At 70.8% G+C, this 26,105-nt stretch carries 22 protein-coding genes and 1 pseudogene; 16 read left to right on the top strand and 7 right to left on the bottom strand.

From position 1 onward, the window contains the following. Nucleotides 1-14: 14 nt before the first annotated feature. The 8 genes from AACH11_RS04900 to AACH11_RS04865 are packed head-to-tail and all read left to right on the top strand — an operon-like array spanning nt 15 to nt 6,843. Nucleotides 15-1,004, top strand: coding sequence for a PQQ-dependent catabolism-associated beta-propeller protein (locus AACH11_RS04900; protein WP_341373084.1), 990 nt, complete (start codon nt 15-17; stop codon nt 1,002-1,004). Between the two features lie 11 nt (nt 1,005-1,015). Further along, nucleotides 1,016-2,263 (top strand): type 1 periplasmic-binding domain-containing protein, encoded by a 1,248-nt coding sequence (locus AACH11_RS04895; RefSeq protein WP_341373083.1) that lies wholly within the window; start codon nt 1,016-1,018, stop codon nt 2,261-2,263. Next, entirely contained in the window at nt 2,260-3,126 is an 867-nt protein-coding gene (locus AACH11_RS04890; RefSeq protein ID WP_341373082.1) for an ABC transporter permease, read from the top strand. The genes AACH11_RS04895 and AACH11_RS04890 overlap by 4 nt, the downstream gene beginning before the upstream one ends. Nucleotides 3,127-3,133: 7 nt before the next feature. Continuing rightward, the gene (locus AACH11_RS04885) at nt 3,134-3,892 is read left to right on the top strand and encodes a hypothetical protein (RefSeq protein WP_341373081.1); all 759 of its coding nucleotides are present in this window, start codon (nt 3,134-3,136) and stop codon (nt 3,890-3,892) included. 3 nt (nt 3,893-3,895) lie between these two features. Then, nucleotides 3,896-4,504 (top strand): hypothetical protein, encoded by a 609-nt coding sequence (locus tag AACH11_RS04880; protein WP_341373080.1) that lies wholly within the window; start codon nt 3,896-3,898, stop codon nt 4,502-4,504. A 4-nt stretch (nt 4,505-4,508) separates the two neighbouring features. Beyond that, nucleotides 4,509-5,003, top strand: coding sequence for a hypothetical protein (locus AACH11_RS04875; RefSeq protein ID WP_341373079.1), 495 nt, complete (start codon nt 4,509-4,511; stop codon nt 5,001-5,003). An 11-nt stretch (nt 5,004-5,014) separates the two neighbouring features. Next, complete coding sequence (locus AACH11_RS04870) at nt 5,015-5,830, top strand: hypothetical protein (protein WP_341373078.1); 816 nt, start codon at nt 5,015-5,017, stop codon at nt 5,828-5,830. Further along, nucleotides 5,821-6,843, top strand: a complete 1,023-nt coding sequence (locus AACH11_RS04865; RefSeq protein ID WP_341373077.1) for a tripartite tricarboxylate transporter substrate binding protein — start codon at nt 5,821-5,823, stop codon at nt 6,841-6,843. Before AACH11_RS04870 ends, AACH11_RS04865 begins: the two co-directional genes overlap by 10 nt. Nucleotides 6,844-7,270: 427 nt before the next feature. Here the strand turns inward: AACH11_RS04865 and AACH11_RS04860 are convergent, their stop codons facing one another. The 3 genes from AACH11_RS04860 to AACH11_RS04850 are packed head-to-tail and all read right to left on the bottom strand — an operon-like array spanning nt 7,271 to nt 10,156. Beyond that, on the bottom strand, nt 7,271-7,996 hold the full coding sequence (locus tag AACH11_RS04860) for a response regulator transcription factor (protein ID WP_341373076.1): 726 nt from the start codon (nt 7,994-7,996) through the stop codon (nt 7,271-7,273). After that, nucleotides 7,986-9,503, bottom strand: a complete 1,518-nt coding sequence (locus AACH11_RS04855) for a histidine kinase (protein WP_341373075.1) — start codon at nt 9,501-9,503, stop codon at nt 7,986-7,988. The genes AACH11_RS04860 and AACH11_RS04855 overlap by 11 nt, the downstream gene beginning before the upstream one ends. Nucleotides 9,504-9,517: 14 nt before the next feature. Next, nucleotides 9,518-10,156: a response regulator gene (locus tag AACH11_RS04850; RefSeq protein ID WP_341373074.1), complete on the bottom strand. Its 639-nt coding sequence runs from the start codon at nt 10,154-10,156 to the stop codon at nt 9,518-9,520. Nucleotides 10,157-10,417: 261 nt separating this feature from the next. Between AACH11_RS04850 and AACH11_RS04845 the strand changes: the two genes are divergently transcribed. Genes AACH11_RS04845 through AACH11_RS04835 form a run of 3 tightly spaced genes read left to right on the top strand, consistent with a single transcriptional unit; the run spans nt 10,418 to nt 13,571 of the window. Next, nucleotides 10,418-12,304, top strand: a complete 1,887-nt coding sequence (locus AACH11_RS04845) for a methanol/ethanol family PQQ-dependent dehydrogenase (protein ID WP_341373073.1) — start codon at nt 10,418-10,420, stop codon at nt 12,302-12,304. 59 nt (nt 12,305-12,363) lie between these two features. After that, complete coding sequence (locus AACH11_RS04840; RefSeq protein WP_341373072.1) at nt 12,364-12,924, top strand: pentapeptide repeat-containing protein; 561 nt, start codon at nt 12,364-12,366, stop codon at nt 12,922-12,924. Continuing rightward, nucleotides 12,921-13,571 carry a c-type cytochrome gene (locus AACH11_RS04835; protein WP_341373071.1) on the top strand — a complete coding sequence of 217 codons (651 nt, stop codon included), beginning with the start codon at nt 12,921-12,923 and terminating at the stop codon, nt 13,569-13,571. The genes AACH11_RS04840 and AACH11_RS04835 overlap by 4 nt, the downstream gene beginning before the upstream one ends. Before the next feature lie 170 nt (nt 13,572-13,741). Here the strand turns inward: AACH11_RS04835 and AACH11_RS04830 are convergent, their stop codons facing one another. Beyond that, nucleotides 13,742-16,390, bottom strand: coding sequence for a UvrD-helicase domain-containing protein (locus AACH11_RS04830; RefSeq protein WP_341373070.1), 2,649 nt, complete (start codon nt 16,388-16,390; stop codon nt 13,742-13,744). A gap of 327 nt (nt 16,391-16,717) precedes the next feature. Here AACH11_RS04830 and AACH11_RS04825 point away from each other — a divergent pair, with 327 nt between their 5' ends. From AACH11_RS04825 to AACH11_RS04815, 3 genes are read left to right on the top strand one after another with little or no spacing between them, the layout of a single operon-like run. Next, on the top strand, nt 16,718-17,695 hold the full coding sequence (locus AACH11_RS04825; RefSeq protein WP_341373069.1) for a GMP reductase: 978 nt from the start codon (nt 16,718-16,720) through the stop codon (nt 17,693-17,695). Between the two features lie 34 nt (nt 17,696-17,729). Further along, a complete protein-coding gene (locus AACH11_RS04820) occupies nt 17,730-18,338 on the top strand; it encodes a TRAP transporter small permease subunit (protein ID WP_341373068.1) in 609 nt (202 codons plus the stop codon). After that, a complete protein-coding gene (locus tag AACH11_RS04815; protein ID WP_341373067.1) occupies nt 18,335-20,101 on the top strand; it encodes a TRAP transporter large permease in 1,767 nt (588 codons plus the stop codon). Before AACH11_RS04820 ends, AACH11_RS04815 begins: the two co-directional genes overlap by 4 nt. A gap of 128 nt (nt 20,102-20,229) precedes the next feature. Here AACH11_RS04815 and AACH11_RS04810 read toward each other — a convergent pair whose 3' ends face one another. From AACH11_RS04810 to pmbA, 3 genes are all read right to left on the bottom strand, one after another. Continuing rightward, entirely contained in the window at nt 20,230-21,312 is a 1,083-nt protein-coding gene (locus tag AACH11_RS04810) for a TRAP transporter substrate-binding protein (protein WP_341373066.1), read from the bottom strand. A 241-nt stretch (nt 21,313-21,553) separates the two neighbouring features. After that, nucleotides 21,554-22,636, bottom strand: a complete 1,083-nt coding sequence (locus AACH11_RS04805) for a TRAP transporter substrate-binding protein (protein ID WP_341373065.1) — start codon at nt 22,634-22,636, stop codon at nt 21,554-21,556. Between the two features lie 203 nt (nt 22,637-22,839). Then, on the bottom strand, nt 22,840-24,213 hold the full coding sequence (gene pmbA, locus AACH11_RS04800) for a metalloprotease PmbA (protein ID WP_341373064.1): 1,374 nt from the start codon (nt 24,211-24,213) through the stop codon (nt 22,840-22,842). A 186-nt stretch (nt 24,214-24,399) separates the two neighbouring features. Between pmbA and yjgA the strand changes: the two are divergent. Together yjgA and mog are read left to right on the top strand one after the other, a co-directional pair. Next, nucleotides 24,400-25,065: pseudogene (gene yjgA / locus AACH11_RS04795) on the top strand (ribosome biogenesis factor YjgA); the annotation flags it as partial. Nucleotides 25,066-25,452: 387 nt separating this feature from the next. Beyond that, nucleotides 25,453-26,055, top strand: coding sequence for a molybdopterin adenylyltransferase (gene mog, locus AACH11_RS04790; protein ID WP_341373289.1), 603 nt, complete (start codon nt 25,453-25,455; stop codon nt 26,053-26,055). Nucleotides 26,056-26,105: the final 50 nt, after the last annotated feature.

Genomic DNA, 26,105 nt, shown 5'->3' with positions numbered 1-26,105 from the left:
GAGACCCACCCGACATGAACGCGACCCTTCGCCCACCGCTCGTGCTGCGCGCCGCCCTGACCGCCGGACTGATGCTCACGCTCGGCACCGTGGCCAGCGCCCAGACCGCCTTCATCTCCAGCGAGAAGGACCATGCGCTGACGGTGCTGGACCTGAAGACCCAGGCCGTCACCGGCACGGTCAAGACCTGCAAGCGGCCGCGCCACATGAAGCTGCTCGATGGCGGCAAGCAGCTGCTGGTGGCCTGCGGTGACTCGGGCCAGGCCGACCTCATCGACACCGCCACGCGCAAGAGCCTGCGCAAGATCGGCCTGGGCGAGGACCCGGAGATCTTCGACGTCAGCGCCGACGGCAAGACGCTCTACGTCAGCAACGAGGAGGACGGCGAGGTCGGCATCGTCGACATGGCCAGCGGCAAGCGGACGAAGGCGATCAAGGTCGGCGAGGAGCCCGAGGGCGTGCTGCTGTCGCCCGATGGCAAGACGCTCTATGTCACGTCCGAAGCGGCCAACATGGTGCACGTGGTCGACGTGGCCTCGGGCAAGGTGGCCAAGAACATCAAGGCCGGCAAGCGGCCGCGCCGCTTCGCCATCACGCCCGACGGCGCCACGCTGTTCGTCACCAACGAGCTCGACGCCTCGGTCAGCGTGATCGACACGAAGTCGCAGGCCGTCGCCGACACCATCCGCTTCGAGATCAAGGGCGCACGCGCGACCGACATCACGCCGGTGGGCATCACGATGACGGCCGACGGCAAGCGGGCCTTCGTCGCGCTCGGCAAGGCCAACCACGTGGCCTTCGTCGACGTGGCCAGCCGCAAGGTCACGCACACGGTGCTGGTCGGCAAGCGGGCCTGGGGTCTGGGTCTCGACAAGGCCGAGAAGACGCTGCTGGTGGCCAATGGCATGAGCGATGACCTGTCGATCGTCGACATCGACGGCGCCAAGGCGCTGAAGACCGTCAAGGTCGGCCGCGTGCCGCACAGCGTGGCCATCGTCGAGTGAGCACAGCGGGCATGGGGACGAGCGCGGGCCAGACCCGTCACCTGACCGGCCACCTGGAGGGCCACCTGACGGGCCAATTGAGGCGTCCGCTGGCCGCCGCCGGCCTCGCCCTGGCGGCGGCCGCGGGCCTGGCCGGTGCGCTCCCGGCCGCAGCCGCCAGCTTCAAGGCCGTGCTGCTGGTGCCGGCCGATGACCCGCGGCTGGAACGCGACCGCCTGGAGCGCGGCGTGCTGGGCCAGGCCACCGGCCCGGTGGCCGATGCGGTGGCCGTGGCGCTGAAGGAAGGCCGGCTGGAGCTGGACACGGCCGGCGCCAGCCTGACGCTGGAGACGGTGGAGGTGGCCGACGCCGCCGCCGCCCGCGCCGCCGCCGCCAAGGCCGAGAAGGCCGGGGCGCTGGCCCTGCTGGCCGACCTGCCCGCGCCCTGGCTGTCGGCCGCGGTCGACGCCGTCAAGCTGCCGGTGCTCAACGTCGACACCGCCGACGAGGCCTTGCGGGGCACCGGCTGCCGGCCGCACCTGTTCCATGTCGGCCCGGGCGAGCGCATGCGCGCCGACGCCGTCGCCCAATGGCTGACCACCCGCAACTGGCGCAACGTGCTGCTGCTGACCGGCCCGACACCGGCCGACGCCACGCGCGGCGCCATCGTGCAGGCCAGCCTCAAGCGCTATGGCCTGAAGACGGTGGCCAGCAAGCCCTTCAAGCTCTCGGCCGATCCGCGCGAGCGTGACCTGGCCAACCCGCTGCTGCTGACGGCCGCGTCGGTCGGCGCCTACGACGCGATCTGGATCGTCGACACCGACGGCGAGTTCGCGCAGATGCTGCCCTACCGGACCGCGCTGCCGCGGCCGGTGGTCGGTGATGCCGGTCTGGTGGCGCTGGCCTGGTCCGGCAAGTACGACCGTTATGGTGCGCCGCAGGTCTCGCGCCGCCTGACCAAGGCCGTGGGCCGGCGCATGGAATCGCACGACTGGACGGCCTGGCTGGCCGGCAAGGCGCTGGTGGCCGCCGCGGTGGCCGCGCCCAAGGGCCCGCTGGCGGCCACGCAGAAGGCGCTGGCCGCGGTCGAGGTCGACGGCAGCAAGGGCGTGGCGATGAGCTTCCGGCCCTGGGACGGCCAGCTGCGCCAGCCGCTGCTGCTGACCGATGGCCAGGCCGTGATCGGCACCGCACCGATCGACGGCCTGCTGCACCCGAAGAACGTGCTGGACACGCTCGGCGCCGACGCGCCCGAGAAGCTCTGCAAGGCCCGGCCATGAGCGGCACGCCCGATCCTCGACCGACGCCGGAGGCCGGCGGCGCACGCCACGGCCTGCCGCACGCGCTGCAGGCCCTGCGCGCGATCGTGGCGCGCGAGCTGATGAAGTTCGGCCGCCAGTACGGCCGCCTGGTCAGCGCGCTGGTGCGGCCGCTGCTGTGGCTGGCGGTGTTCGCCGCCGGCTTCCGCAACGTCTTCGGCGTGGCCATCGTCGAGCCCTACGACACCTACATCCCCTACGAGGTCTACATCGCGCCCGGGCTGATCGGCATGGTGCTGCTGTTCAACGGCATGCAGTCCAGCCTGGCCATGGTCTATGACCGCGAGATGGGGCTGATGCGCCTGCTGCTGACCGCGCCGCTGCCGCGGTGGTGGATCCTGTTCGCCAAGCTGGCGGCCACCGCCGTGCTGAGCCTGGCCCAGGCGCTGGCCTTCGTCATCGTCGCGCGGCTGATCGGCACCGAGCTGCCGCTGCTGGGCCCGCAGACGCCGGCGCTGCTGCTGGCGGCCGTCTGCGGCGCCCTGATGCTGGGCGCGCTCGGCCTGCTGCTGAGCGTGCACGTCAAGCAGCTGGAGAACTTCGCCGGGACGATGAACTTCGTCATCTTCCCGATGTACTTCATGTCCACCGCGCTCTACCCGCTGTGGAAGCTGGAGGAGGCGGGCGCGACCTGGGTCTGGCAGATCGCCCGCTTCAACCCCTTCACCCATGCCGTCGAGTGGCTGCGCTTCGCGATGTACGGCAAGGATCCCGGCGTCAGCCCGTGGATCGTGCTGGGCACGCTGGCGCTGTGCTTCGCGCTGGCGGCCTGGGGCTACGACCCGCAGCGCGGCTTCGGTCAGCTGACCAAGCGCGGATCCTGAGGTGACCATGCACGCGATCTGGACGGCCCTGACGCGGGGCCGCGGTGCGCGCCTGTCCGCGCCATCGACGGGCGGCGAAGCCACGCACCGGGGTGCGGCCGACCGCCGCCGCGAACCGGTGGAGCCGCTGTGGCTGGAATGGCTGGCCCTCGGCGGCCTGCTGCTGTTCGGTGCCTGGGTGCTGGGCACGCGCGGGGTCTGGGCCCTGCTGCTGGGCAGCGATCCGACCGGGCTGACGCTGGTCATCATCCTGGTGTTCGCCGGCGCCACCGCCTGGTGCGGCGGCCGCGCCCGCGAGCTGCAGCGCCAGCGCGCGCTGCTGGCGCAGGCGGTGGCCGGCGGCCGCGCGGGCTGGGCCGGCGAGTACCTGCAGGCACTGCGCGACGGAGCGCGCGACGCCGACGCCCCGGCCGAGCTGCTGGCCGAGCACACCCACGGCCCGCACGCCACCGCCTGGTGGGTCAACGGCATCCAGCTCAAGCTGGGCCTGCTGGGCAAGGTGATCGGCTTTTCGGTGCTGGCACTGCAGATCGGCCAGGTGCAGAGCTTCGACGCCTCGCAGAGCCAGGACCTGCTGCGCAGCCTGACCTCGGGCCTGGGCATCGCGCTGCTGACGACGATGGTGGGCCTGGTGGGCAACATCCTGCTGGGCCTGCAGCTGACGCGGCTGGACCGCTGGGCCGACGCGCTGTCGGCCGACATCCAGCGCGCCGGCCTGGCCCTGCCGCCTGCGGCGGCAGTTCCCCGCCCGGCCACGGAACGCTGAGCGATGGCCCGCCGCAGACGCCACGGCGCGGAGGCCGAGGTCGATCCGTTCTACGACATGTTGTTCAACATGCTGATCGCCTTCGTCTTCTGCTTCATCGTCGCGCTGCTGGCGATGAACCCGAAGGCGCTGAAGGCGGGCGACATCCCGGCCAAGGCCGAGTACATCGTCACATTGAGCTGGCCCGACAACAACCCGGACGACATCGACGCCTGGGGCCAGGATCCGGGGGGCAACCTGGTGTGGTTCCGTGCCCGCGAGGCCGGGCTGATGCACCTGGACCGCGATGACCGCGGGCTGGCCAACGACACCCTCGTGGTCAACGGCAAGGCGATCGTGAATCCCCTCAACCAGGAAGTCATCACGCTGCGCGGCATGGCCACCGGGGAATACACGTTCAACGCGCACTACTACGAGAGCAAGGACGGCCAGCCGGTGGAGGTCACCGTCTCGGTGGTCAAGGTCAATCCGCGCGCCGAGGTCGTCTACTACGGCAGCGCCACGCTGGCCCGCAAGGGCGACGAGGCGACGCTGGTGCGCTTTTCCCTGCTGCCCGACGGCAGCGTCACCGACATCACCACGCTGCCGCGGCCGCTGGTGCAGAGGATGTGAAGCGATGTCCCTCGCCCTGACGATCTGTCTCGCGGTACTGGCCGGGCTGGCCCTGCTGGCCCTGCTCTACAGCCACTGGCCGAGCTGGCTGAAGCTGGCGCTGTGCGTCGGCGTGGTCGTCTTCCATTTCTATGCCGATCACACGGTCCACGAGCTCAGCGGCTGGCCGACCGAGGACGCGCTGCCCGAGCGGTTCTCGCTGCTGGCCGTCGTCGTCGAGGAGCCGAATGCCAAGACCGCCGGTGCGCTCTACCTGTGGGTCAACGCGATCGAGGGCGGCAAGCCGGTGGCCCTGCCACGCGCCTACCGTCTGCCCTATGCCAAGGACCTGCACGCGGTGCTCAACGAGGGCATGAAGAAGGCGCGCCAGGGCGTCTCGCAGATGGGCACGGCCACGCCGAAGAAGGGCAAGCGCGGGCTGGCCTGGCTGCGCCCGGGCCGCGATGAGCAGGAGATCAAGATCCGCGATCTGCCCGCGCCGCAGCTGCCCGAGAAATGAGGCACCGGACCATGGCCCCGCCGTCCTGCACCCGGGGTGCCGCGCACCCGACACCCCGCCGCGGCGCCGCACGCCACGCCACCCGCGGCACCGCCCGCCGGCGGCCCCTGTGTGCCCGCACGCTGCTGGCCACCGCCACGCTGGCCGCCGTGGCCGCGCTGGCCGGCTGCAGCCCGCCGCCGGCCACCGGCTATTTCCCGCTCGAATCCGGCCACCGCTGGACCTACGCCGTGCGCAGCGACTGGGAGAACCAGACCAGCGAGCGCAGCGAACTGCTGCTGGAGACCCTGGGCGAGGACCGCCCGACCGAGGGCCTGGGGCCGGCCTGGCACCGCCGCAGCGACGACGGCGTCCACTACTGGCTCAAGGCCGATGACAGCGGCATCTACCGCGTCGCGATGCGCCATGAGCTGCAGGCCGAGCCCGAACCCGACCAGCCACCGCGCTACGTGCTGAAGATGCCGCTGCGCGTGGGCACCGAATGGAAGGCACCGACCCCGGCCTACCTGCTGCGCCGCCATGCCGAGTTCCCGCCCGAGATCCGCAACACCCATCCACCGGTGCCGATGACCTACCGCATCGAGGCGCTGGGGCTGAAGGTCGGCACGCCGGCCGGCGACTTCAGCGACTGCCTGCGCGTGAAGGGCACGGCCGTGATCCGCCTGTTCGCCGACCCGGTCAACGGCTTCCGTGACCTGCCGCTGACGACCACCGAGTGGTATTGCCGCGGCGTGGGCCTGGTCAAGCTGCAGCGCGACGAACCGACCCAGAATTCCACCTTCCTGATTGGCGGCACCACCGTCATGGAGCTGACCGCATGGCAATGACGCCCGATCGCCCGCGCAGCCGCGCGGCCCTCTCCCGCCGCCAGTGTCTGGCCGCCGGCGCGGCGCTGGCCGCCCACGGCCTGCCGGCCCTGGCGCCGGCCGTTCATGCCCAAGGCGGTTTTCCGAACCGCCCGGTGGCGATCTGGCTGCCCTGGCCGGCCGGTGGCGCCACCGATCTGACCTTCCGCGTGATGGCCGAGGCCGCGGCGCGCACGCTCGGCCAGCGGGTGCTGGTGGAGAACAAGCCGGGGGCCGGCGGCACGCTGGCCATGCCCATCCTGCAGCAGGCCGCACCCGACGGCTACACCCTGGCGCAGCTGCCGCAGCCCGCGCTGCGCGCGCCCTGGCTGCGCAAGACCCTGTGGGATCCGATCCGCGACACCACGCCCATCCTGCAGGTCTCGGGCGTGACCTTCGGTGTGCTGGTGCCGGCCGCCAGCCCGCTGCGCAGCTTCGACGACCTGCTGCGCTGGGCCCAGGTCCACACCGGCAGCGAACTGACGATCGCCACCAACGGCGTGGGCACCACACCGCACGTGGTGATCGACGAGCTGTTCGAGCGCCGCGGCCTGCGCTACACCCATGTGCCCTACAAGGGCACGTCCGAGCAGATGCTGGCGGTGGCGGCCGGCACGGTGATGGTCGGCATCAACAGCAACGGCTTCGCGCCCTTCGTCGACAGCGGCCAGCTACGCCTGCTGGCGACCTTCGGCGAGCAGCGCACCCGGCGCTGGCCGCAGGTGCCCACGCTCAAGGAGCTGGGCCATGGCATCGTCGCCAACTCGCCCTACGGCATCGTCGGGCCGGCCGGCCTGCCGGCGCCCATCGTGCGCACGCTGCACGATGCGTTCAAGGCCGCGATCCACGACCCGGCCCATCTGGCCGAACTGCAGGTCTATGACCAGGAGCTGGCCTATCTGGGGCCCGAGGACTACGGGCGGGCGCTGCGCCGCGCCTACGAGGCCGAGCGGCGCACCGTCGAGCGCCTGGGGCTGGCCCGCGGCGGCAGCTGAGCCCCTGCGGCACGGTCATCGGGCCGGCCGCGCCGGCTCACATCCGCATCAGCTGCAGCAGCACCCAGTTGATGACCACGGCCAGGCCGACGAAACCCGCCCCCAGCCCCAGCAGACGGGCCCAGCCCCGGGCATCGCGGCGCGAGCTGCGCGGCACACGGCCGGACCACGAGCCCCGGCCCGTGCCACGGCTGCCACCATGCGTCCGATACCACTCACGAGTCTGCGTATTCACTGCACTGCCCTCAACGACGTCCTTGTGGAGCGCAAGCGTACGACCTGGGGAGATGCGCAGGAGCCGCTCACCCCTCAGGCGGGGCCCCGGAGCCCGCGGACAGAGGCGAGCCGCACCCCACGGATCGGGGGGTTGGTCCGGGCGGCATGCGGAACCGCACGGCGAGGGCGGGCACTCGCTCACCCGGCGGGCTCAGCGTGGCAGCAGGCCGTGATCCTGGGCATAGCGCAGCAGTTCGACGGCATTGCTCAGACCCAGCTTCTGGCGGATCAGCGTCTGGTAGTTGGCCACGGTCTTGGCGCTCAGGCTCAGGCGCCGAGCGATGGCCTCGATGCCCTGCCCGCCGGCCAGTCCCTGCAGCACCTCGAACTCGCGCGCGCTCAGCACCTGATGCGGCGGTCGGGCCAGGGGGGCATTCAGTGCCTGGGCCACATCGTGGGACAGCACCGGCACCCGGCCGAAGGCCAGCTGGCGCAACGCCTGCACCAGCTGCTCGGGCTCGCTGCTCTTGGTGACGTAGCCGCCGGCACCGGCCTGCAAGGCCTGGGTGACCATGGCCGGGCTGTCGTGCATCGAGAACACCAGCACCCGCAAGGCCGGCCAGCGCAGCTGCACGCGACGCAGCAGATCCAGCCCCGAACGGCCGGGCATCGCCAGATCGAGCACCATCAGGTCGACGGGCAGGCCCTGGCCGAGAGCCGCCTGGCGCTGCAGCCACTGATAGGCCTGGTCACCATCACCGGCCTGGGCCACGACGAGGAAGTCGGGCTCGAGCTCGAGCAGGCGCTGGTAGCCGGTGCGCACCACCGCATGGTCATCGACCAGCATCACCCGCACGCATCCCGTGCGGCCACCCGGGGTGGCGGTCGGCGACGGCAGCCGTGCGGCAGCCGGATCATCGGATCGATCAGCGGTCATCACGCGGGGAGGCGGCCTCGGCCGCCCGGTCAAGGCAGACGGGAGCGTCCGATTCTGCCGCCACGCCGCGCCAGCCGAAGACGGCGGCCAGCCGAAGACCCGGCTGCGCGGCCCCCGGTCGGGCCGGCTCGAGCCGCAGATCGGCCCCGAGGGCCCACACACGCTCGCGCAGTCCGGCCAGACCACTGCCACGGCCCATGGCCTGACGCACCTCGTCAGCCGGCAGCCCTCGCCCATCGTCACTGACCGACCACTGCACGCCACCGCCACCGGTCTCGGTGGCCGCCGTGGTCGGTGCCTGCAGCCTCAGCTGCACGTCCACCTGAGTGGCATTCGCATGGCGTGCGGCATTGGTCAGCGCCTCCTGGCTGATGCGGTAGAGCGTCAGGGCCAGATCCTGCGGCAGCTCGGGCAAGGTGGGCGAACCGGACTCGACGTGCAGCCGGCAGACCAGCCCCTGTGGCTGCCAGGCCTCGACCAGGGCCTGCAGCAGACGCTGCAGCTCGGCCACCGGCACGCGGCCGTCGGCCTCCAGCCCGGCGAACGGCCGCAGCCGGACCAGCAGCGCGCGGATGTCCTGCTGGATGCGGGCACAGGTGGCCCCCATCGCACCGACCACCGGGGCCAGCTCGGCATCGTCACCGATGCGCCGGGCCAGCCACGCACAGTCCACGCGCAGCGCCGTCAGCTGCTGGCCGAACTCGTCGTGCAGCTCGCGCGCCAGCCGTGCCCGCTCGTCGTCCTGCAGCGACTGCAGCTGGTGGCTGAGAGCACGGCGCCGTGACTGGGCCTCGTCCAGTGCATCGACCAGATGCCGCAGCGCGGTCTGCAAGGCCTGCAGCTCGCCGATGGGCATGGCCGGCAGCCGGCGCACCGGCCCGCCATCCCCGTCCTCGATGCGGGAGATCGCGCCCAGCAACGCGCCCCAGGGGGCGAAGGCACGCCGCAGCGTCAGGCCCATCAGTCCGAGCAGCAGGCCCACGCACAGGCACAGCATCAGCAACAGGTCGAGCAAGGAGCCCAGCGCCTCACGCCGCTCGCTGTCGTGCGAGGCGCTCAGGCGCACCGTCCAGGCCCCGCCCTGCGGCCGGGCCACCGTCCAGGCCACGGTGCGGGCGTCCGGCGGATCGGCCAGCAGCCGGTGGGCCTGCATCAGGGCCCGCATGGCAGGGCCGTCGGCGGCGGCGTGGTCGTCACCGCCGGCCGCCGGCTGCAGCAGCACCCGGCCGTGGACGTCCAGCACCTGCAGCGCCAGGTGGCGCGGCGCACCGGCCTCCAGCCGCTCACGCAAGGTGCGCAGCGCGGCCTCGTCGTCCTGCCGCGGCAGCACCGAGAGGTCGGACATCAACGCGGCCATGTTCAGCGCCGCATCGACCTCCTCCTCGATGTCGTCGTTCATGCGCAGCAGGCCGAGCGTCAGCGCCAGCAGCAGCACCGCCATGGCCGCCCACAGGCTGCGCACCAGGATCTGCCGCGGCAAGGCCGGACGCAGCGCGCGTTCCGTCACGTCCGCTCTCATGGTCATCCCTGAGGCGGCACCAGACCGTGCTCCGCAACGAGACGCATCAGGGCGAAATCGCTGCGTGTGTTCAGCTTCTGGCGCACCAGGGACAGGGTGTTGTGCACGGTCTTCTCGCTGACGTGGAGGGCGTCGGCGATGGTACGGGTGGCCAGGCCGTCGGTGGCCAGGCGCAGCACCTCGAACTCACGCGGGGTCAGCACCGACAGCGGGTTCAGGCCCTGGCCGGCGGAATCAGTCGCCCAGCTCTGCAGCACCGCGGGGCTGAACACCCGCCCGCCGGCCGCGATGTGCCGCAAGGCCTGCAGCACCGCCTGCGGTTCGTGGTCCTTGGTCAGATAGCCGTGCGCGCCCAGACGCAGCGCCTGCAGGGCATGGGCGGCATGGTCGAACATCGTGAACACCAGCATGCGGGTGCGCGGGCTGCGGGCCCGGATGCGGCGGATCACCTCCAGCCCGCTGTCCTCGCGCAGGGCCAGATCGACCACCGCCACATCGATCGACTGGTCGCGCACGGCCTCGCAGGCCTGGGCCGAGGTCGCGGCCTCGGCCACCACCCGCAGATCGGGCGTCTCGTCGATCCAGCGCCGGTAGCCGGCACGCACCACCGCGTGGTCATCGAGCAGCAAGACCTTGATCACCCGCGTCTCCTTCCTGTCGTTCTCAGGGGCTGGACGCCCGCCGCGCGGCGGGCCGTCGAGCCGGTCCCGCATTGGACCGCGGGCCGGCCACGGCGGGCAGGCCCGGGCACCGGGAATCACTCCCGACCTGCGCGGGACGCTTTCCCGCGACGGGCCACGGGGCCGCTTCCTAGACTGGCCGGAGCACAGCGCCGCCGGGCCGCCGACCCCGCCCGAGCCGGCCTGTCCTGCCGACCAGACCCACCGACACAGGAGACGACCATGACCCTTGCCCACCCTGCCCCGCGCCGCCGCCGGCCCCTGCGACACGGCCTGATCGCGGCCGCGGCCGCCGCCACCTGCGGCCTGCCGGCCTGGGCCGTCAAGCCCGTGACCTGGGACGACATCGCCAACGACGCGAAGAACGGCCAGGACGTGCTGAGCTACGGCCTGGGCCTGACCGCACAGCGCCACAGCCCGCTCAAGCAGATCAACCGCAAGACGGTCAAGAACCTGGTGCCGGCCTGGAGCTTCAGCTTCGGCGGCGAGAAGCAGCGGGGCCAGGAGGCGCAGGCCCTGGTGCACGACGGCGTGGTCTACGTCACCGCCTCGTATTCGCGCTTCTTCGCGCTGGACGCGAAGACCGGCAAGCAGCTGTGGATGTACGAGCACCGCCTGCCCGACAACATCATGCCCTGCTGCGACGTGGTCAACCGCGGCCCGGCGATCTACGGCGACAAGGTCTACTTCGGCACGCTGGATGCCCGCATCGTGGCGCTGGACCGCGCCACCGGCAAGGTGGTGTGGAACGAGAAGTTCGGCGACCACAAGGTCGGCTACACCATGACCGGCGCGCCCTTCGTCGTCAAGGACGCCAAGACCGGCCGGGTGCTGCTGGTGCATGGCTCCTCAGGTGACGAGTTCGGCGTCGTCGGCAAGCTGTTCGCGCGCGATCCGGAGACCGGCGAGGAGGTGTGGATGCGGCCGATGGTCGAAGGCCACCAGGGCCGCCTGAACGGCCAGCCCGGCAGCCACACCGGCGACCCCAAGGCACCGACCTGGCCGAACGACCCGAACTCGCCCACCGGCAAGGTCGAGGCCTGGAGCCAGGGCGGCGGCGCCCCGTGGCAGACCGCCTCCTTCGACATCGACACCAACACCATCGTCATCGGCACCGGCAACCCCGCGCCCTGGAACACCTGGAAGCGCACACCGGCCGGCGGCAAGCCCACCGACTGGCCCAGCCTCTACACCTCGGGCCAGGCCTATGTCGATCCGGCCACCGGCGACCTCAAGGGCTTCTTCTCGCACACGCCCAACGACGCCTGGGACTTCTCGGGCAACAACTCGGTGCTGCTGTTCGACTACAAGGATCCGAAGACGGGCAAGACGGTCAAGGCCTCGGCCCATGCCGACCGCAACGGCTACTTCTTCCTGACCGACCGCGAGAAACTGGCCCAGGGCGGCGGCCATCCGTGGAAGCAGAACGCGATCCTCGCGGCCTGGCCCTTCGTCGAGGGCATCACCTGGTCCAAGGGCTTCGACCTGAAGACCGGCATGCCCAACGTGGTCGACGGCCAGTACCCGCCGATGCCGCGCCAGGGGCAGGACAAGGGCGACGCGATCTTCGTCTCGCCGCCCTTCCTGGGCGGCACCAACTGGATGCCGATGTCGTACTCGCCGGACACCGGCCTGTTCTACATCCCGGGCAACCACTGGGCGATGGACTACTGGGCCGAGAACATCACCTACAAGGCCGGCAGCGCCTATCTGGGCCAGGGCTTCCGCATCAAGCGCCTGTACGACGACCACGTCGGCATCCTGCGGGCGATCGACCCGCTGAGCGGCAAGATCGTCTGGCAGCAGAAGGAGAAGTTCCCGCTGTGGGCCGGCACGCTGACGACGGCCGGCGGCCTGCTGGTGACCGGCACCTCGGACGGCTTCGTGAAGATCTTCGACGCCAGGACCGGCGAGGAGCTGTGGAAGTTCCAGACCGGCTCGGGCGTGGTCAGCGTGCCGGTGACCTGGGAGCAGGACGGCGAGCAGTACATCGGCCTGTCCAACGGCTACGGCGGTGCGGTGCCGCTGTGGGGCGGCGACATGGCCGAGCTGACCCGCCAGGTGACGCAGGGCGGCAGTTACTGGGCCTTCAAGCTGCCGCGGCGATGACACCGCGCGGCGATGTCCGCGGGGCAGGCACAGGCACAGGCACAGGCCTGGGCCTTGCCGTGGCCCTGACCTTGGCCGTTGCGGCCGCGACGGCCGGCGCCCAGCCCGCGCAGACGCTGCAGGTGCGCCGCATCGGCGACTGCCACCTCTGGCCCTATGCCCAGTGCCGCGGCGCCGACCTGCGCGGCGCCGATCTGGTCGGGCTCGACCTGCGCGGCGTGGACTTCCGCGAGGCCGATCTGCGCGGTGCCGACCTGCGCTCGGCCAACATCGCCGGTGCGCGGCTGGACGGGGCGGACCTGCGCGGCGTGCATGGCTATGCACTGAACGCGCCGGGGGTGTCGTTCCGCGAGGCGCGCCTGCAGGACGCGGTGCTGGAACAGGGCCGCTTCTTCCGCGCCGACTTCAGCGGGGCCGACCTCAGCGGCGCCTCGCTGGAGGCCGCGCGCCTGAACTTCGCGCAGTTCATCGGCGCCCGGCTGGTCGGCATGAACCTGCAGGAGGCCAAGTTCGTGACCAGCAATCTGCGCGGTGCGCTGATGCGCGACAACCGGCTGCGCTTCGCCATCTTTCCCGACGTGGCCACCGAAGGCTGCGAGGGCTGTCCGGAGGTCCCATGAAACCGTCGTGGACGTGCACCGCGGACGCGGCCGAACAACGCCGCGCATCGCCGTCCGGCTGGCGCGCGGCGCTCCGGCCGGCGAGCGCCGTGCTGGTGGTGATCGCCGGCCTGGGCGGTCTCGGCGCGCAGGCGCAGGCGCAGGCGCAGGCGCAGGATCCGGCCCGGCTCTCGGCGGCCGTGCCCGCCGCCTGGGCTGCGGCCCTGCCGCCCCTGCCCGCACCGGGCGGCCCCCGGCCGGAGCGCGCGGACGGCTGGCAACTGCCCAATCCCTACCGCGGCCTGCCCGCCGAGGCCCTGTTGCGGGTGCGCGAGGCCGGTGCCGCCGCCTACGGCCGGCATTGCGCGGTCTGCCATGGCGCGGCCGAGGCCGCCACGCCGTCGCCCGAGGGCCCGGACCTGCGTCGTCTGGACAGCGCCTGCCGGCGCCTGGCGGACCGCAGCCGGGTGCCGCGCTGCCAGACCGATGTCGACACCTACTTCCTGCAGTCGGTGCTCGACGGCAAGCTGCGTGCGGGGCAGATGCACATGCCGGCCTGGCGCGGCCTCATCAGCCAGGAGGAGATCTGGGCGGTGCGCAGCTACACCGAAGCCCTGGCCGTGCCACCCCCACGGCGCCTGGCCGATCTGCCTCCGGTCGCACCCTGACGGCGGTCGGGAGCGACTCCCGGTACGCGCCGCAGTCTGACGCCTAGACTGCGGCGCATCGACCGGCGCCGCTGGCCAGGAACGTGGAACCGCACGCGCCCTGGCCCGCAGCCCTGCACGGCGGCACCGGTCGATGCCTTTTCGAACGCGCGCCGTGCGCGCGTCGGCCCTCAGTCGTCGATCGGCGTCAGCTTGGCCACCGACAGCGCCAGCCACTTGCTGCCGTGGCGGCCGAAGTTGACCTGGGCCCGGGCATCGCTGCCGCTGCCTTCCAGCGTCAGCACCAGCCCCTCACCGAACTTGGTGTGGAACACGCGCAGCCCCACGCGCAGGCCATGGCCCGCGCCGGCCTTGCTGGCGAGCGCCGGCGGCAGCGGCGGGGCCGGCGGCATGGTGTCACGGTCGACCCAGGGCGCACGGCCGCCTTCGGCACGGCCCGCGGCCTGCCCGCCGCCCTCACGCCAGGGCTGGCGGCCGGCCCCCACCATGCCGCCCAGCCCGCTGCCCCGCTGCCAGGCCTGCTGGTAGGACTGCGCATAGCCGGAGCCGAAGCCCTGCTGGCGCGGCGCCAGCCACTTCAGCGCGCCCTCGGGCAGCTCGTCGAGGAAGCGGCTCTTGACGTTGTAGCGGGTCTGGCCGTGCAGCAGCCGGGTCTGGCTGAAGCTCAGGTACAGGCGCTGGCGGGCGCGCGTGATGGCCACGTACATCAGGCGCCGCTCCTCCTCCAGACCGTCCCGCTCGGAGGCGGCGTTCTCGTGCGGGAACAGACCCTCCTCCAGGCCGGTGATGAACACGCAGTCGAACTCCAGGCCCTTGGCCGCGTGCACCGTCATCAGCTGGATCGCGTCCTGGCCGGCCTGGGCCTGGTTGTCACCGGCCTCCAGCGCGGCATGCGTCAGGAAGGCCGCCAGCGGGCTGACGATCTCGCCAGTCTCGGCATCGGGCGTCAGATCGACCCGGGCAGGCAGCGCGGCGCCATCCGCAGCGGGCGCGGCCCCGTCGAAGGCCGCGGCCAGCGCGGCGTCGTCCCACGGGGCGGATTCGGCCGCCGGCTCCACCCCCAGGCCCGACAGCACCCGGTTGACCTCATCGAGGGCCAGCGCCTCGCGCCGCTGCGCGGCCGGCGATCGCGTCGCGTCACCGCGCACCGTGGCCAGACTGCCCGGGGGCGCCGTCTCGTCGACCGGCAGCGCCACCGCATCCCGGCCGAAGCCCTCCTGGGTGACGAAGGCCTCGGCCGCGTTGACCAGTTCCTCCAGGTTCTCGATGCGCTCGGCGCCGTCCTTGTCGGCGCGGTAGAAGTCGATCAGGCCCGAGGCGGCCAGCATGCGCTCGATGATCTCGCGCAGCGTCAGGCCGCGGGTGTCGGTCTGCAGCCGCTCGATCAGCGCATTGAAGGCGGTGAGGTTGGCGCCGCCCTTGCCCGGCACCGCGGCCACGCTCTGCCACAGGCTGCGGCCGGTCGCGCGGGCCGCGTCCTGCAGCTGCTCGAGCGTGCGCGCACCGATGCCGCGCGCCGGAAAGTTGACCACCCGCAGGTAGCTGGTGTCGTCGTTCGGGTTCTCGACCAGGCGCAGATAGGCCAGCGCATGCTTGATTTCGGCCCGCTCGAAGAAGCGCAGGCCACCGTAGACGCGGTAGGGCACGCCGGCATTGAACAGCGCCGACTCCAGCACCCGACTCTGGGCGTTGCTGCGGTAGAGGATGGCGATCTCGGCCCGCGCCACGCCGCCGCGGTGCAGCTGCTGCGCCTCGTCGAGCAGCCACTGCGCCTCGCCGTGGTCGCTCGACGACTCCTGCACCCGCACCGGCTCGCCGGGGCCGGCCTCGGTGCTCAGGTTCTTGCCCAGGCGGTGGGTGTTGTGGGCGATCAGCGCATTGGCCGAATCCAGGATGTTGCCGAAGGAGCGGTAGTTGCGTTCGAGCTTGATCAGGTGGCGCACCCGGTACTCGCGCTCGAAGTCGCTCATGTTGCCGACCTGGGCGCCGCGGAAAGCGTAGATGCTCTGGTCGTCGTCACCGACGGCGAACACGCTCTGGCCCGCATCCGGCGGCGCGAACATCTTCAGCCACAGGTACTGCAGCCGGTTGGTGTCCTGGAACTCGTCGACCAGCACATGGGCGAAGCGGGCCTGGTAGTGCTGGCGCAGCAGCGCGTGGTCGCGCATCAGCTCGTAGGTGCGCAGCATCAGCTCGGCGAAGTCGACCACGCCCTCGCGCAGGCACTGGGCCTCGTAGGCGCGGTAGATGTCGACCATGGTGCGGGCGGTCGGATCGTGGGCGGCCACGTCGTCGGGCCGCTCGCCGGCGTCCTTGCGCGCGGCGATGAACCAGCACACCTGCTTGGGCACGAAGCGCTGGTCATCGAGGTTCATCGCCTTGATCACGCGCTTGACGGCCGACAGCTGGTCGCCGGTGTCCAGGATCTGGAAGCCCTGCGGCAGGCCGGCGAGCTTCCAGTGCGCGCGCAGGAAGCGGTTGCACAGGCCGTGGAAGGTGCCGATCCACATGCCGCGGGTCGACACCGGCAGCATGGCCGACAGCCGGGTCAGCATCTCCTTGGCCGCCTTGTTGGTGAAGGTCACGGCCATCAGGCCGCCGGGCGAGACCTGGCCGGTGGCCAGCAGCCAGGCGATGCGCGTGGTCAGCACCCGGGTCTTGCCCGAACCGGCACCGGCCAGGATCAGCGCCGGCTCGGCCGGCAGCGTGACGGCGGCAAGCTGCTCGGGATTCAGCCCCCTGAGCAGCGAGCCCGTGCCGGCGCCCGGCACGGCAGGATCGGAAGAGCGGTCGGACGTCGGATGCGGGGCCTCATGCATGGGCCGGATTGTCGCCGCAAGGATGACCAGGGCGACCGCGGGGCCGCGGAGCCAGCCGCCCCGGCCGGTCGACGCGGCGGGACCACCTGCCACCCTCGTCGAACCACTGGTCCTACCAGATCACCGATCGACGCACCGCGCCACGGGTGGCCCGGCACCGGCGCTCCATCATGTCGGACCGCGACACACAAGACGGGTCGCCCCTCTGGCCGACCGGGGGCCCGCCTGCGTACACTCGCCCACCGGCCACTTCCCCCACGAGCGGGAAGCATCAGGCGCATGGTCCTACCACTTCAGGCTCTTGCGCGTCACCGGGGACCCGAGCAGATGGACATCTTCGACTACGACAACATCCTGCTGCTGCCGCGCAAGTGCGTGGTCGGCAGCCGCAGCGAGTGCGACACCTCGGTGCAGCTCGGCCCCCACCGCTTCGCGCTGCCGGTGGTGCCGGCCAACATGAAGACGGTCATCGACGAGCCGATCGCCGAGCTGCTGGCGCGCAGCGGCCACTTCTACGTGATGCACCGCTTCGAGATCGATGCGCCGGCCTTCGCGCGGCGCATGCGCGACGCCGGCCTGGTGGTCTCGATCTCCTCGGGCGTCAAGGACGCCGACCGCGACGTGATCGACCGCCTGGCCGCCGAGGGTCTGGGCGCCGACTACATCACCATCGACATCGCCCACGGCCATGCCGAGAGCGTGCGGCAGATGATCGGCCACATCCGCCAGCGCCTGCCGCAGGCCTTCATCATCGCCGGCAACGTGGGCACGCCCGAGGGCGTGATCGATCTCGAGAGCTGGGGCGCCGACGCGACCAAGGTCGGCATCGGCCCGGGCAAGGTCTGCATCACGCGGCTGAAGACCGGCTTCGGCACCGGCGGCTGGCAGCTGTCGGCGCTCAAGTGGTGCGCCCGTGTCGCGACGAAACCCATCATCGCCGACGGTGGCATCCGCCACCACGGCGACATCGCCAAGAGCGTGCGCTTCGGTGCCTCGATGGTGATGATCGGCTCGCTGTTCGCCGGCCACGAGGAGTCGCCCGGCCACACCGTCGAGGTCGACGGCCGGCGCTACAAGGAGTACTACGGCTCGGCCAGCGACTTCAACAAGGGCGAGTACAAGCACGTCGAGGGCAAGCGCATCCTGGAGCCGGTCAAGGGCCACCTGGCCGACACCCTGCGCGAGATGCGCGAGGACCTGCAGAGCTCGATCTCTTACGCCGGCGGGCGCCAGCTCGCCGACCTCAGGCGCGTCAACTACGTGGTGCTCGGCGGCGAGAACGCCGGCGAGCACCTGTTGATGTGACGCCTGCCATTCCAGAAAGAACCAGGAGAAGGATGTGTCCTCATTGCTCAAGTTGTCCGGTCTGATCGACCGGCTCACCGCCTGGATCGGGCGCTGGGTGCAGTGGCTGGTGCTGGCCGCGGTGCTGATCAGCGCCGGCAACGCCATCGTGCGCAAGGTCTTCAGCACCAGCTCGAATGCGCTGCTGGAGATCCAGTGGTATCTGTTCGCGGCCGTCTTCCTGCTGGCCGCGGGCTACACCATGCTGCGCCAGGAGCATGTGCGCATCGACGTGATCCTCGGCAAGTTCAGCCGCCGCACGCAGGTCAAGGTCGAGATCTTCGGCATCGTCTGCTTCCTGTTCCCGTTCTGCTGGGAAGTCATCAACCTGGTCTGGCCGCTGGTGGTCCAGGCCTGGCGCACCGGCGAGATGTCGTCGAACGCCGGCGGCCTGATCCGCTGGCCGGCCTATGCGCTGGTGCCCGCCGGCTTCGTGCTGCTGGCACTTCAGGGCCTGTCCGAGCTGATCAAGCGCCTGGGCTGGCTGCAGGGCCTGTGCCCGGATCCGGCCGACAAGCAGGACGCCAAGAGCGCAGAAGAAGAACTGGCCGAGGTGATCCGCGCCCGCGCCGAGGCTGAAGCCGCCGCAGGGAGCAAGGCATGATCGAGTTCGTCCAGGCCAACATGGCGCCGCTGATGTTCGGCGGCCTGATCCTCTTCCTGCTGATGGGCTACTCGGTGGCCTTCTCGCTGGCCGCCGCAGGGCTGTTCTTCGGCTTCGTCGGCATCGAGCTGGGGATGCTGCCGCTGTCGCTGATGCAGGCGCTGCCGCTGCGCATCTTCGGCATCATGCAGAACGACACGCTGCTGGCGATCCCGTTCTTCACCTTCATGGGCCTGATCCTGGAGCGATCCGGCATGGCCGAGGACCTGCTGGACACCATCGGCCAGCTGTTCGGCCCGATCCGCGGCGGCCTGGCCTTCGCGGTGATCCTGGTCGGCGCGATGCTGGCGGCCACCACCGGCGTGGTGGCGGCCTCCGTCATCTCGATGGGCCTGATCTCGCTGCCGATCATGCTGCGCTACGGCTATGACCGCCGCGTGGCCTCGGGCGTGATCGCCGCCTCGGGCACGCTGGCGCAGATCATCCCGCCGTCGCTGGTGCTGATCATCATGGCCGACCAGCTCGGCAAGAGCGTGGGCGACCTGTACAAGGGTGCCTTCGTGCCGGGCTTCGTGCTGACGGGCCTGTACATCGGCTACATCGTTCTGGTGGCCATGTTCCGCCCGAGCTACGTGCCCGCGCTGCCGCCGGAAGCCCGCACCATCCGCGAGCCTGATGGCAGCTCCGGCCTGCGCTCGCTGGGCCTGCTGTTCGTCGCCTCGGTCGGTCTGGCCGTGGCCTTCGCCAAGTCGCGTCCGGAAGGCACGCCGACCGACGAGCTGATCGTCGTCAGCATGTGCGTCGGCGTGGGCGTGGCCTTCGTGCTGTCGGTCATCAACAAGACCTTCAAGCTGGGCCTGCTGTCGCAGATGGCCGAGCGTGTGACCTTCGTGCTGATCCCGCCGCTGGGCCTGATCTTCCTCGTGCTGGGCACCATCTTCCTGGGTGTGGCCACGCCGACCGAAGGCGGCGCGATGGGTGCCGTGGGCGCGCTGGCGATGGCCGTGGCCCGCCGCCGCCTGGACCTGAAACTGATGCGTCAGGCGATGGACTCGACGATGAAGCTCAGCTGCTTCGTCGTCTTCATCCTGATCGGCTCGACCGTGTTCAGCCTGGCCTTCCAGGGCGTGGACGGCCCGAAGTGGGTCGAGCACCTGCTGACCAGCCTGCCCGGCGGACAACTGGGCTTCCTGATCGTCGTCAACATCCTGATCTTCGTCCTCGCCTTCTTCCTGGACTTCTTCGAGCTGTCCTTCATCGTGGTGCCGCTGCTGGGCCCGGTGGCCGAGAAGCTGGGCATCGACCTGGTGTGGTTCGGCGTGCTGCTGGCGGTCAACATGCAGACCAGCTTCATGCACCCGCCCTTCGGCTTCGCGCTGTTCTACCTGCGCAGCGTGGCCCCGACCAAGGACTACACCGACCGCGTGACCGGCCAGCCGATCGCCAAGGTGACGACCGGCCAGATCTACTGGGGCGCCGTGCCCTTCGTGATCATCCAGATGATCATGGTCGGCCTGGTCATCGCCTTCCCGGGCATGGTCTCCAGCGGCCTGGGCGAGAAGCAGGAGATCGACCTGGACAAGGTGCAGATCGAGATGCAGCCGGTCGAGGAGCAGAAGGAGGTCGATCCGGCCACGCTGTTCGGCACCGAGCCGGCCGCATCGGCACCGCAGAGCGGCGCCGCACCAGCCCCTGCGGCCGAGGAAGACCCGATGGAGGCCGTCAAGCGCAGCCTGCAGCAGGACGCGCCGGCCAAGAACTGAGCCACCCGACGCGCCCGGCATGGCCGCATCACGCGGTCTGCCGGGCCAGACAAAAGGGCCAGACAAAAGGGCCATGCCGTCGCCGGCATGGCCCTTGTTTCATTCCAGGCGACCGAAGCCGCTCAGATTCACAGTTTCTGGGACTGCATGAAGTCGTCGAAACCGGCCTCGGCGAAGCGGAACCACAGGTTGGAATCGGCGCGGAACTTCGCGTAGTCGTCGTAGACCTTCTTCCAGTTCGGGTTCTTGGCGCTCAGTTCGCTGTAGAGCGCCATCGATTCCTTGAAGGCCAGTTCCATCACGTCCTTGGGGAAGCGGAACAGCTTGGTGCCGCCGGCCACCAGCTGCTTGAGCGCGCCCGGATTGCGGGCGTCGTAGCGGCCCTGCATCTCGGTGTGGGCGATGTTGGAGGCCGCCTCCAGCACGGCCTTGTACTCGGCGCTCAGGCCGTCATAGGCCTTGCTGTTGACGAAGAAGTCCAGCTGCGGACCGCCCTCCCACCAGCCCGGATAGGCATAGTGCGGCGCGACCTTGTGGAAGCCCAGCTTCTGGTCGTCGTAGGGGCCGATCCACTCGGCCGCGTCGATCGTGCCCTTTTCCAGCGACTGGTAGATCTCGCCGCCCGGGATGTTCTGCGGCACGCCGCCCATGCGCTCGACCACCTTGCCGGCGAAGCCGCCCACGCGGAACTTCAGGCCCTTGAAGTCGGCCGCGCCCTGGATCGGCTTGCGGTACCAGCCACCCATCTGGGCGCCGGTGTTGCCGCCCATGAAGTTGACGATGTTGTAGCCCCGGTAGAAGTCGCGCATCAGCTTCATGCCGTTGCCCTCGACCATCCAGGCCGTCATCTGGCGGCTGTTCAGACCGAAGGGGATCGCGCAGCCGAGGGCGAAGGTCTCGTCCTTGCCGAAGAAGTAGTACGGCGCGGTGTGGCCGACCTCGACCGTGCCGGCCTGCACACCATCGACGATGCCGAAGGCCGGCATCAGCTCGCCAGCCGAGTGCACCGAGATCTGGAACTTGCCGCCGGTCAGCTCACCGACCTTCTTGGCGAACACCTCGGCGGCGCCGAAGATGGTGTCCAGCGACTTCGGAAAGCTGGAGGCCAGGCGCCACCGCAGCTGCGCCTGGGCCTGCACGATGGCCGGGGCCGTGCCGGCCGCCAGCACGCCAGCGATGCCGGCTCCCCGCACGAATGAACGACGTTCCATGGCTGATCTCCTTGATGGTGTGGACGACATCCGCAGAATGCGAATGCACGCTTGCACGGAGATTGTAGGAATGGCGCCCACGTCTTCGACGAGGTGAAAGCCCGTAGAAACGACGAGACCCGCCGGCACCGGTCAGGTGCGGGCGGGTCCCCGAGGGCCCTCGGGAGGGCCGTCATGCCATGCACCGGCGGTACCGGACCTGACCGTCAGGTTCAGGTGCGGCGGCCGGTGCCCGCAGGCCTCACAGCTTCTGCTGCTGCATGAAGTCGTCGAAGCCGGCCTCGGCGAAGCGGAACCACAGGTTCTGGTCGGCGCGGAACTTGGAGAAGTCGGCGTAGACCTTCTTCCAGTTCGGGTTCTTGGCGCTCAGTTCGCTGTACAGGGCCATCGATTCCTTGAAGGCCAGCTCCATCGCGTCCTTCGGGAAGCGGAACAGCTTGGTGCCCTGGGCCACCAGCTGCTTGAGCGCGGCCGGATTGCGGCCGTCGTACTTGGCCTGCATGTCGACGTGGGCGTAGGTCGAGGCCATCTCGATGACCGCCTTGTACTCGGCCGACAGCGCGTTGTAGGCCTTGGTGTTGATGAAGAAGTCGATCTGCGGACCGCCCTCCCACCAGGCCGGGTAGGCATAGAACGGCGCGACCTTGTTGAAGCCCAGCTTCTGGTCGTCGTACGGGCCGATCCACTCGGCCGCGTCGATCGTGCCCTTTTCCAGCGACTGGTAGATCTCGCCGCCCGGGATGTTCTGCGGCACGCCGCCCATGCGCTCGAGCACCTTGCCGGCGAAGCCGCCGATGCGGAACTTCAGGCCCTTGACGTCGGCCGCGCTCTTGATTTCCTTGCGGTACCAGCCGGCCATCTGGGCGCCGGTGTTGCCGCCCATGAAGTTGACGATGTTGTACTGCGCGTAGAACTCGCGCATCAGCTTCATGCCGTTGCCTTCCATCATCCACGCGGTCATCTGACGGCTGTTCATGCCGAAGGGGATGGCCGCGCCGAGGGCGAAGGTCTCGTCCTTGCCGAAGAAGTAGTAGGGCACCGTGTGGCAGGCCTCGACGGTGCCGTTCTGCACGCCGTCGACCACGCCGAAGGCCGGCATCAGCTCACCGGCCGAATGCACCGAGATCTGGAACTTGCCGCCCGTCAGCTCGCTGACCTTCCTGGCGAACTCGTCGGCACCGCCATAGATGGTGTCCAGCGACTTCGGGAAGCTGGAGGCCAGACGCCAGCGCACCTGGGCCTGGGCCTGCACGATGGCCGGTGCGGTACCGGCGGCCAGCACGCCGGCGATGCCGGCACCGCGCACGAATGAACGACGTTCCATGGTCAGTCTCCTCATCAGGATGGAAGTTGGCCGATTCTAGGAGCGCACGCCCGGCCAGCACGCAAGGCGTGCGCGCAGCGGCGCCCTGCGGAAGACGGTCCCGCTGCACCACGAACCGGCCGGCCGCTTGTACCGCCGCGACACGTCAGCACCATGTCAGACCACCATGCCAGCCCGCCAGATCGGCGGCCGACCGGCCCGACTCACTGCCCGGCCAGCTTCATCCGCTCGATCAGCACCGAGCCGGTGGTCCGCGCACCGCTGGTGTAGCCGTCGGCCCCGACGGCCACGATGTCGCGCAGCATCTGCTTGAGGTTGCCGGCGATCGTCACCTCATGCACCGGATGCACGATGCGGCCGTTCTCGACCCAGTAGCCGGCCGCGCCGCGCGAGTAGTCGCCGGTCACGCCGTTGACGCCCTGGCCCATCAGCTCGGTGACGAACAGGCCGCGGTGCAGCTTGCGCAGCATCTCGTCGAGGTGGTCGCCGGGCTGCGTGCGACGGCTGCTCAGGCGCATGTTCTGCGCGCCACCGGCATGACCGGTCGTGCGCAGGCCGAGCTTGCGCGCCGAGTAGCTCGACAGGTAGTAGCCCTGGATCACGCCCGCATCGACCACGCGGCGGCGGTGCACGCGCACACCCTCGTCGTCGAAGGGCGCGCTGGCCTTGCCGCCCACGATGAACGGATCCTCATCGATGTCGAGGTGGCCGGCGAGCACCGGCTGGCCGATGCTGTCGAGCAGGAAGGACGCGCGGCGGTAGAGCGAGCCGCCGGACAGCGCGCCGACCAGCGAGCCGATCAGCCCCGAGGCCAGCGTGTTCTCGAACAGCACCGGCACCTCGCCGGTGGGCACCTGGCGGCCGTTCAGGCGCGCCAGCGCGCGCTCGGCGGCGTAGCGGCCGACGGCCTCCGGCGCGGCCAGGTCCATCGCGTCCCGCTGGGTGCTGTACCAGGCGTCGCGCTCCATCTGGCGGCCCTTGGAGGCGATCGGCGCGACCGAGTACGAGTGACGCGAGCTGGCATAGCCGCCACGGAAACCGCGCGAGTTGCCGGCCCAGAAGTGCGACTGCTGGGCCGAGACGCCGGCGCCCTCGCTGTTGGTGATCCACTTGTGGGTGGCGAAGGCCGCGTCCTCGCAGCGGCGGGCCAGTGCCAGCGCCGTGTCGGCGTCCAGCGCCCAGGGGTGGAACAGGTCGAGGTCGCGTGCGGCTTCCTCGGGGGTGACCAGATCGGCCTCGTCGGGCAGGCCGGCGGCCGGATCGGCCGCGGTGTAGCGGGCGATGTCGTAGGCCGCGCGCACCGTCTGCTCCAGGGCCTGGCGCGAGAAATCGCTGGTGCTGGCATTGCCGCGCTGCTGGCCGAGATAGACCGTCACGCCGAGCGACTTGTCGCGGTTGCGCTCGACGTTCTCGAGCTCGCCCTTGCGCACGGACACCGACAGACCCGCGCCCTCGCTGACCTCGGCCCCGGCATCGCTGGCCCCCAGATCGCGCGCGATCGCCAGCGTGTCCTCGATGATCTGCTGGAACTGTTCCCGCTGGAAGGCGAAACCCTGGGACGTGGTGGAGCCGGACATGCAGTGCCTGTTGTTGGGAGCTTGGGCGACAATCATAGCCAGCGGCGCACCTGCGCCGCCGCGCGCCGCCGCCGGGCCCAGCTTGATGCTGTGGCATGACCTGCTGCCGGCGCCCCGGGCCCCGCTGCCGGCGGCGCCCGGCACTGTCCGCCCCGGCGCCCCGCGCCCCCTTGCCGAGATTGCACGATGCGGCCACGCCCGCCCCTGAACGACGACGACCTGCCCGACGACGCGGCGCTGCCCGAGGACGACGACCCCTCGCTGGACGATGCCCACGGCGCGAACTGGATGGACAAGCTGCGCTTCGCCATGCCGGCCGAGGAACCGCCGGCCGGCCCGGCGCTGCCGCGACGCTGGACGCGCAAGCCACCACCACGCGCCGATGACGGCTTCGACGAGCTGCGCCCGAGCAAGACGCGGCTGAAGCAGCAGGCCCAGGAGCTGCAGCAGCTGGGCGCCGATGTGGCCGCCCTGCCCGACAGCCGGCTCAAGAAGCTCGATCTACCCGACGGGCTGCGCGACGCGATCGCCGAGTACCGCCGCACCAGGAGCCACGAAGGCAAGCGCCGGCAGCTGCAGTACATCGGCAAGCGCATGCGCGACGTCGATCCGGCACCGCTGCAGGAGGCGGTGGCCGCCTTCAAGCTCGGCCACGCCACCGACCAGCTCAAGCTGCACGAGGCCGAGCGCTGGCGGGCCGAGCTGGTGGCCGACGCCGATGCGCTGACCCGCTGGGCGCGCCAGTTCCCGTCCAGTGACCTGCAGCAGCTGCGCACGCTGATCCGCAACGCCCGCAAGGACGCCGCACTGGCACCCGAGCAGCGCAACGGCCGCGGTTGGCGCGAGCTGTTCCAGTTCGTCAAGCCCTGGCTGACCCAGGCCGTGGACACCGAATTCGCGGCCGCGGCCGCGCTGGCGGGCGACGACGATGACGACGACACGCAGGATGCGCCGGACGTCGAGGCGGACCGTTTCCAGGCCGAGGCCGAGCCCGATGCCGACGGCTGGGTGGACGCCGGTGAACTGCTGCCGCCGCCCGAGCCCGCACGCAAGGCCAAGGGACGCCGCAAGGCCGCCGCCGAGCCGGTGACGCAGGCCGCGCCGCCCCTGGCTCCCGCTGCGCAAGCGGAGCCGGAACCCGCCCCCGCACCGCCGGCCCGTGCCAAGCGGGGCGCACGCGCCGCCAAGGGGGCAACAAAGGCCGCTGACACCGTCGAAACCGCCGCCGAAACCGCCGCGGTGGCCGCCGACGCCCCGCTGGAGACGGTGCGCATCGGCGTGGTCTCGATCAGCGACCGGGCCAGCGCCGGCGTCTACCAGGACCAGGGCATCCCCGCGCTGCAGGACTGGCTGGGCCGGACGCTGCGCAACCCGATCGACTGGACCACGCGCCTGATCCCCGACGAGCGCGAGGGCATCGCCGCCGCGCTGCGCGAGCTGGTCGACGAGGCCGGCTGTGATCTGGTGCTGACCACCGGCGGCACCGGTCCGGCGCTGCGCGACGTCACGCCCGAGGCCACGCTGGACATCGCCGACCGCGAGATGCCGGGCTTCGGCGAGCAGATGCGCCAGATCAGCCTGCGCTTCGTGCCGACGGCCATCCTGAGCCGTCAGGTGGCGGTGATCCGCGGCCGGGCGCTGGTGATCAACCTGCCGGGCCAGCCCAGGAGCATCGCCGAGACGCTGCAGGGCCTGCCCGAGGCGCAGCCGCCCTGCCCGGGCATCTTCGCCGCCGTGCCCTACTGCATCGACCTGATCGGCGGCCCCTGGATCGAGACCGATCCGGCGCTGTGCCAGGCCTTCCGCCCGAAGACCGCCGTGCGCAAGCCCCGTACGGCCTGAGCGGATGCCCCGGCAGCGTCCTGGCGGCCGCCCCGCGGCGGTGCCAGGAC

The organism is Pseudaquabacterium rugosum (assembly GCF_038066575.1).
Classification (GTDB): Bacteria; Pseudomonadota; Gammaproteobacteria; order Burkholderiales; family Burkholderiaceae_C; genus Pseudaquabacterium; species Pseudaquabacterium rugosum.
This window is presented reverse-complemented; position numbering and strand designations above follow the sequence as displayed.

Excerpts from the sequence above, each read along its gene's own strand:
- AACH11_RS04865 (WP_341373077.1), top strand. The coding sequence starts at position 5,821 with ATGGCAATGACGCCCGATCGCCCGCGCAGCCGCGCGGCCCTCTCCCGC.
- AACH11_RS04830 (WP_341373070.1), bottom strand. The coding sequence starts at position 16,390 with ATGCATGAGGCCCCGCATCCGACGTCCGACCGCTCTTCCGATCCTGCC.
- AACH11_RS04805 (WP_341373065.1), bottom strand. The coding sequence starts at position 22,636 with ATGGAACGTCGTTCATTCGTGCGCGGTGCCGGCATCGCCGGCGTGCTG.
- AACH11_RS04845 (WP_341373073.1), top strand. The coding sequence starts at position 10,418 with ATGACCCTTGCCCACCCTGCCCCGCGCCGCCGCCGGCCCCTGCGACAC.
- AACH11_RS04885 (WP_341373081.1), top strand. The coding sequence starts at position 3,134 with ATGCACGCGATCTGGACGGCCCTGACGCGGGGCCGCGGTGCGCGCCTG.
- AACH11_RS04825 (WP_341373069.1), top strand. The coding sequence starts at position 16,718 with ATGGACATCTTCGACTACGACAACATCCTGCTGCTGCCGCGCAAGTGC.
- pmbA (WP_341373064.1), bottom strand. The coding sequence starts at position 24,213 with ATGTCCGGCTCCACCACGTCCCAGGGTTTCGCCTTCCAGCGGGAACAG.
- AACH11_RS04815 (WP_341373067.1), top strand. The coding sequence starts at position 18,335 with ATGATCGAGTTCGTCCAGGCCAACATGGCGCCGCTGATGTTCGGCGGC.
- AACH11_RS04900 (WP_341373084.1), top strand. The coding sequence starts at position 15 with ATGAACGCGACCCTTCGCCCACCGCTCGTGCTGCGCGCCGCCCTGACC.
- AACH11_RS04875 (WP_341373079.1), top strand. The coding sequence starts at position 4,509 with ATGTCCCTCGCCCTGACGATCTGTCTCGCGGTACTGGCCGGGCTGGCC.
- AACH11_RS04880 (WP_341373080.1), top strand. The coding sequence starts at position 3,896 with ATGGCCCGCCGCAGACGCCACGGCGCGGAGGCCGAGGTCGATCCGTTC.
- AACH11_RS04835 (WP_341373071.1), top strand. The coding sequence starts at position 12,921 with ATGAAACCGTCGTGGACGTGCACCGCGGACGCGGCCGAACAACGCCGC.
- AACH11_RS04870 (WP_341373078.1), top strand. The coding sequence starts at position 5,015 with ATGGCCCCGCCGTCCTGCACCCGGGGTGCCGCGCACCCGACACCCCGC.
- AACH11_RS04890 (WP_341373082.1), top strand. The coding sequence starts at position 2,260 with ATGAGCGGCACGCCCGATCCTCGACCGACGCCGGAGGCCGGCGGCGCA.
- AACH11_RS04810 (WP_341373066.1), bottom strand. The coding sequence starts at position 21,312 with ATGGAACGTCGTTCATTCGTGCGGGGAGCCGGCATCGCTGGCGTGCTG.
- AACH11_RS04895 (WP_341373083.1), top strand. The coding sequence starts at position 1,016 with ATGGGGACGAGCGCGGGCCAGACCCGTCACCTGACCGGCCACCTGGAG.
- AACH11_RS04860 (WP_341373076.1), bottom strand. The coding sequence starts at position 7,996 with ATGACCGCTGATCGATCCGATGATCCGGCTGCCGCACGGCTGCCGTCG.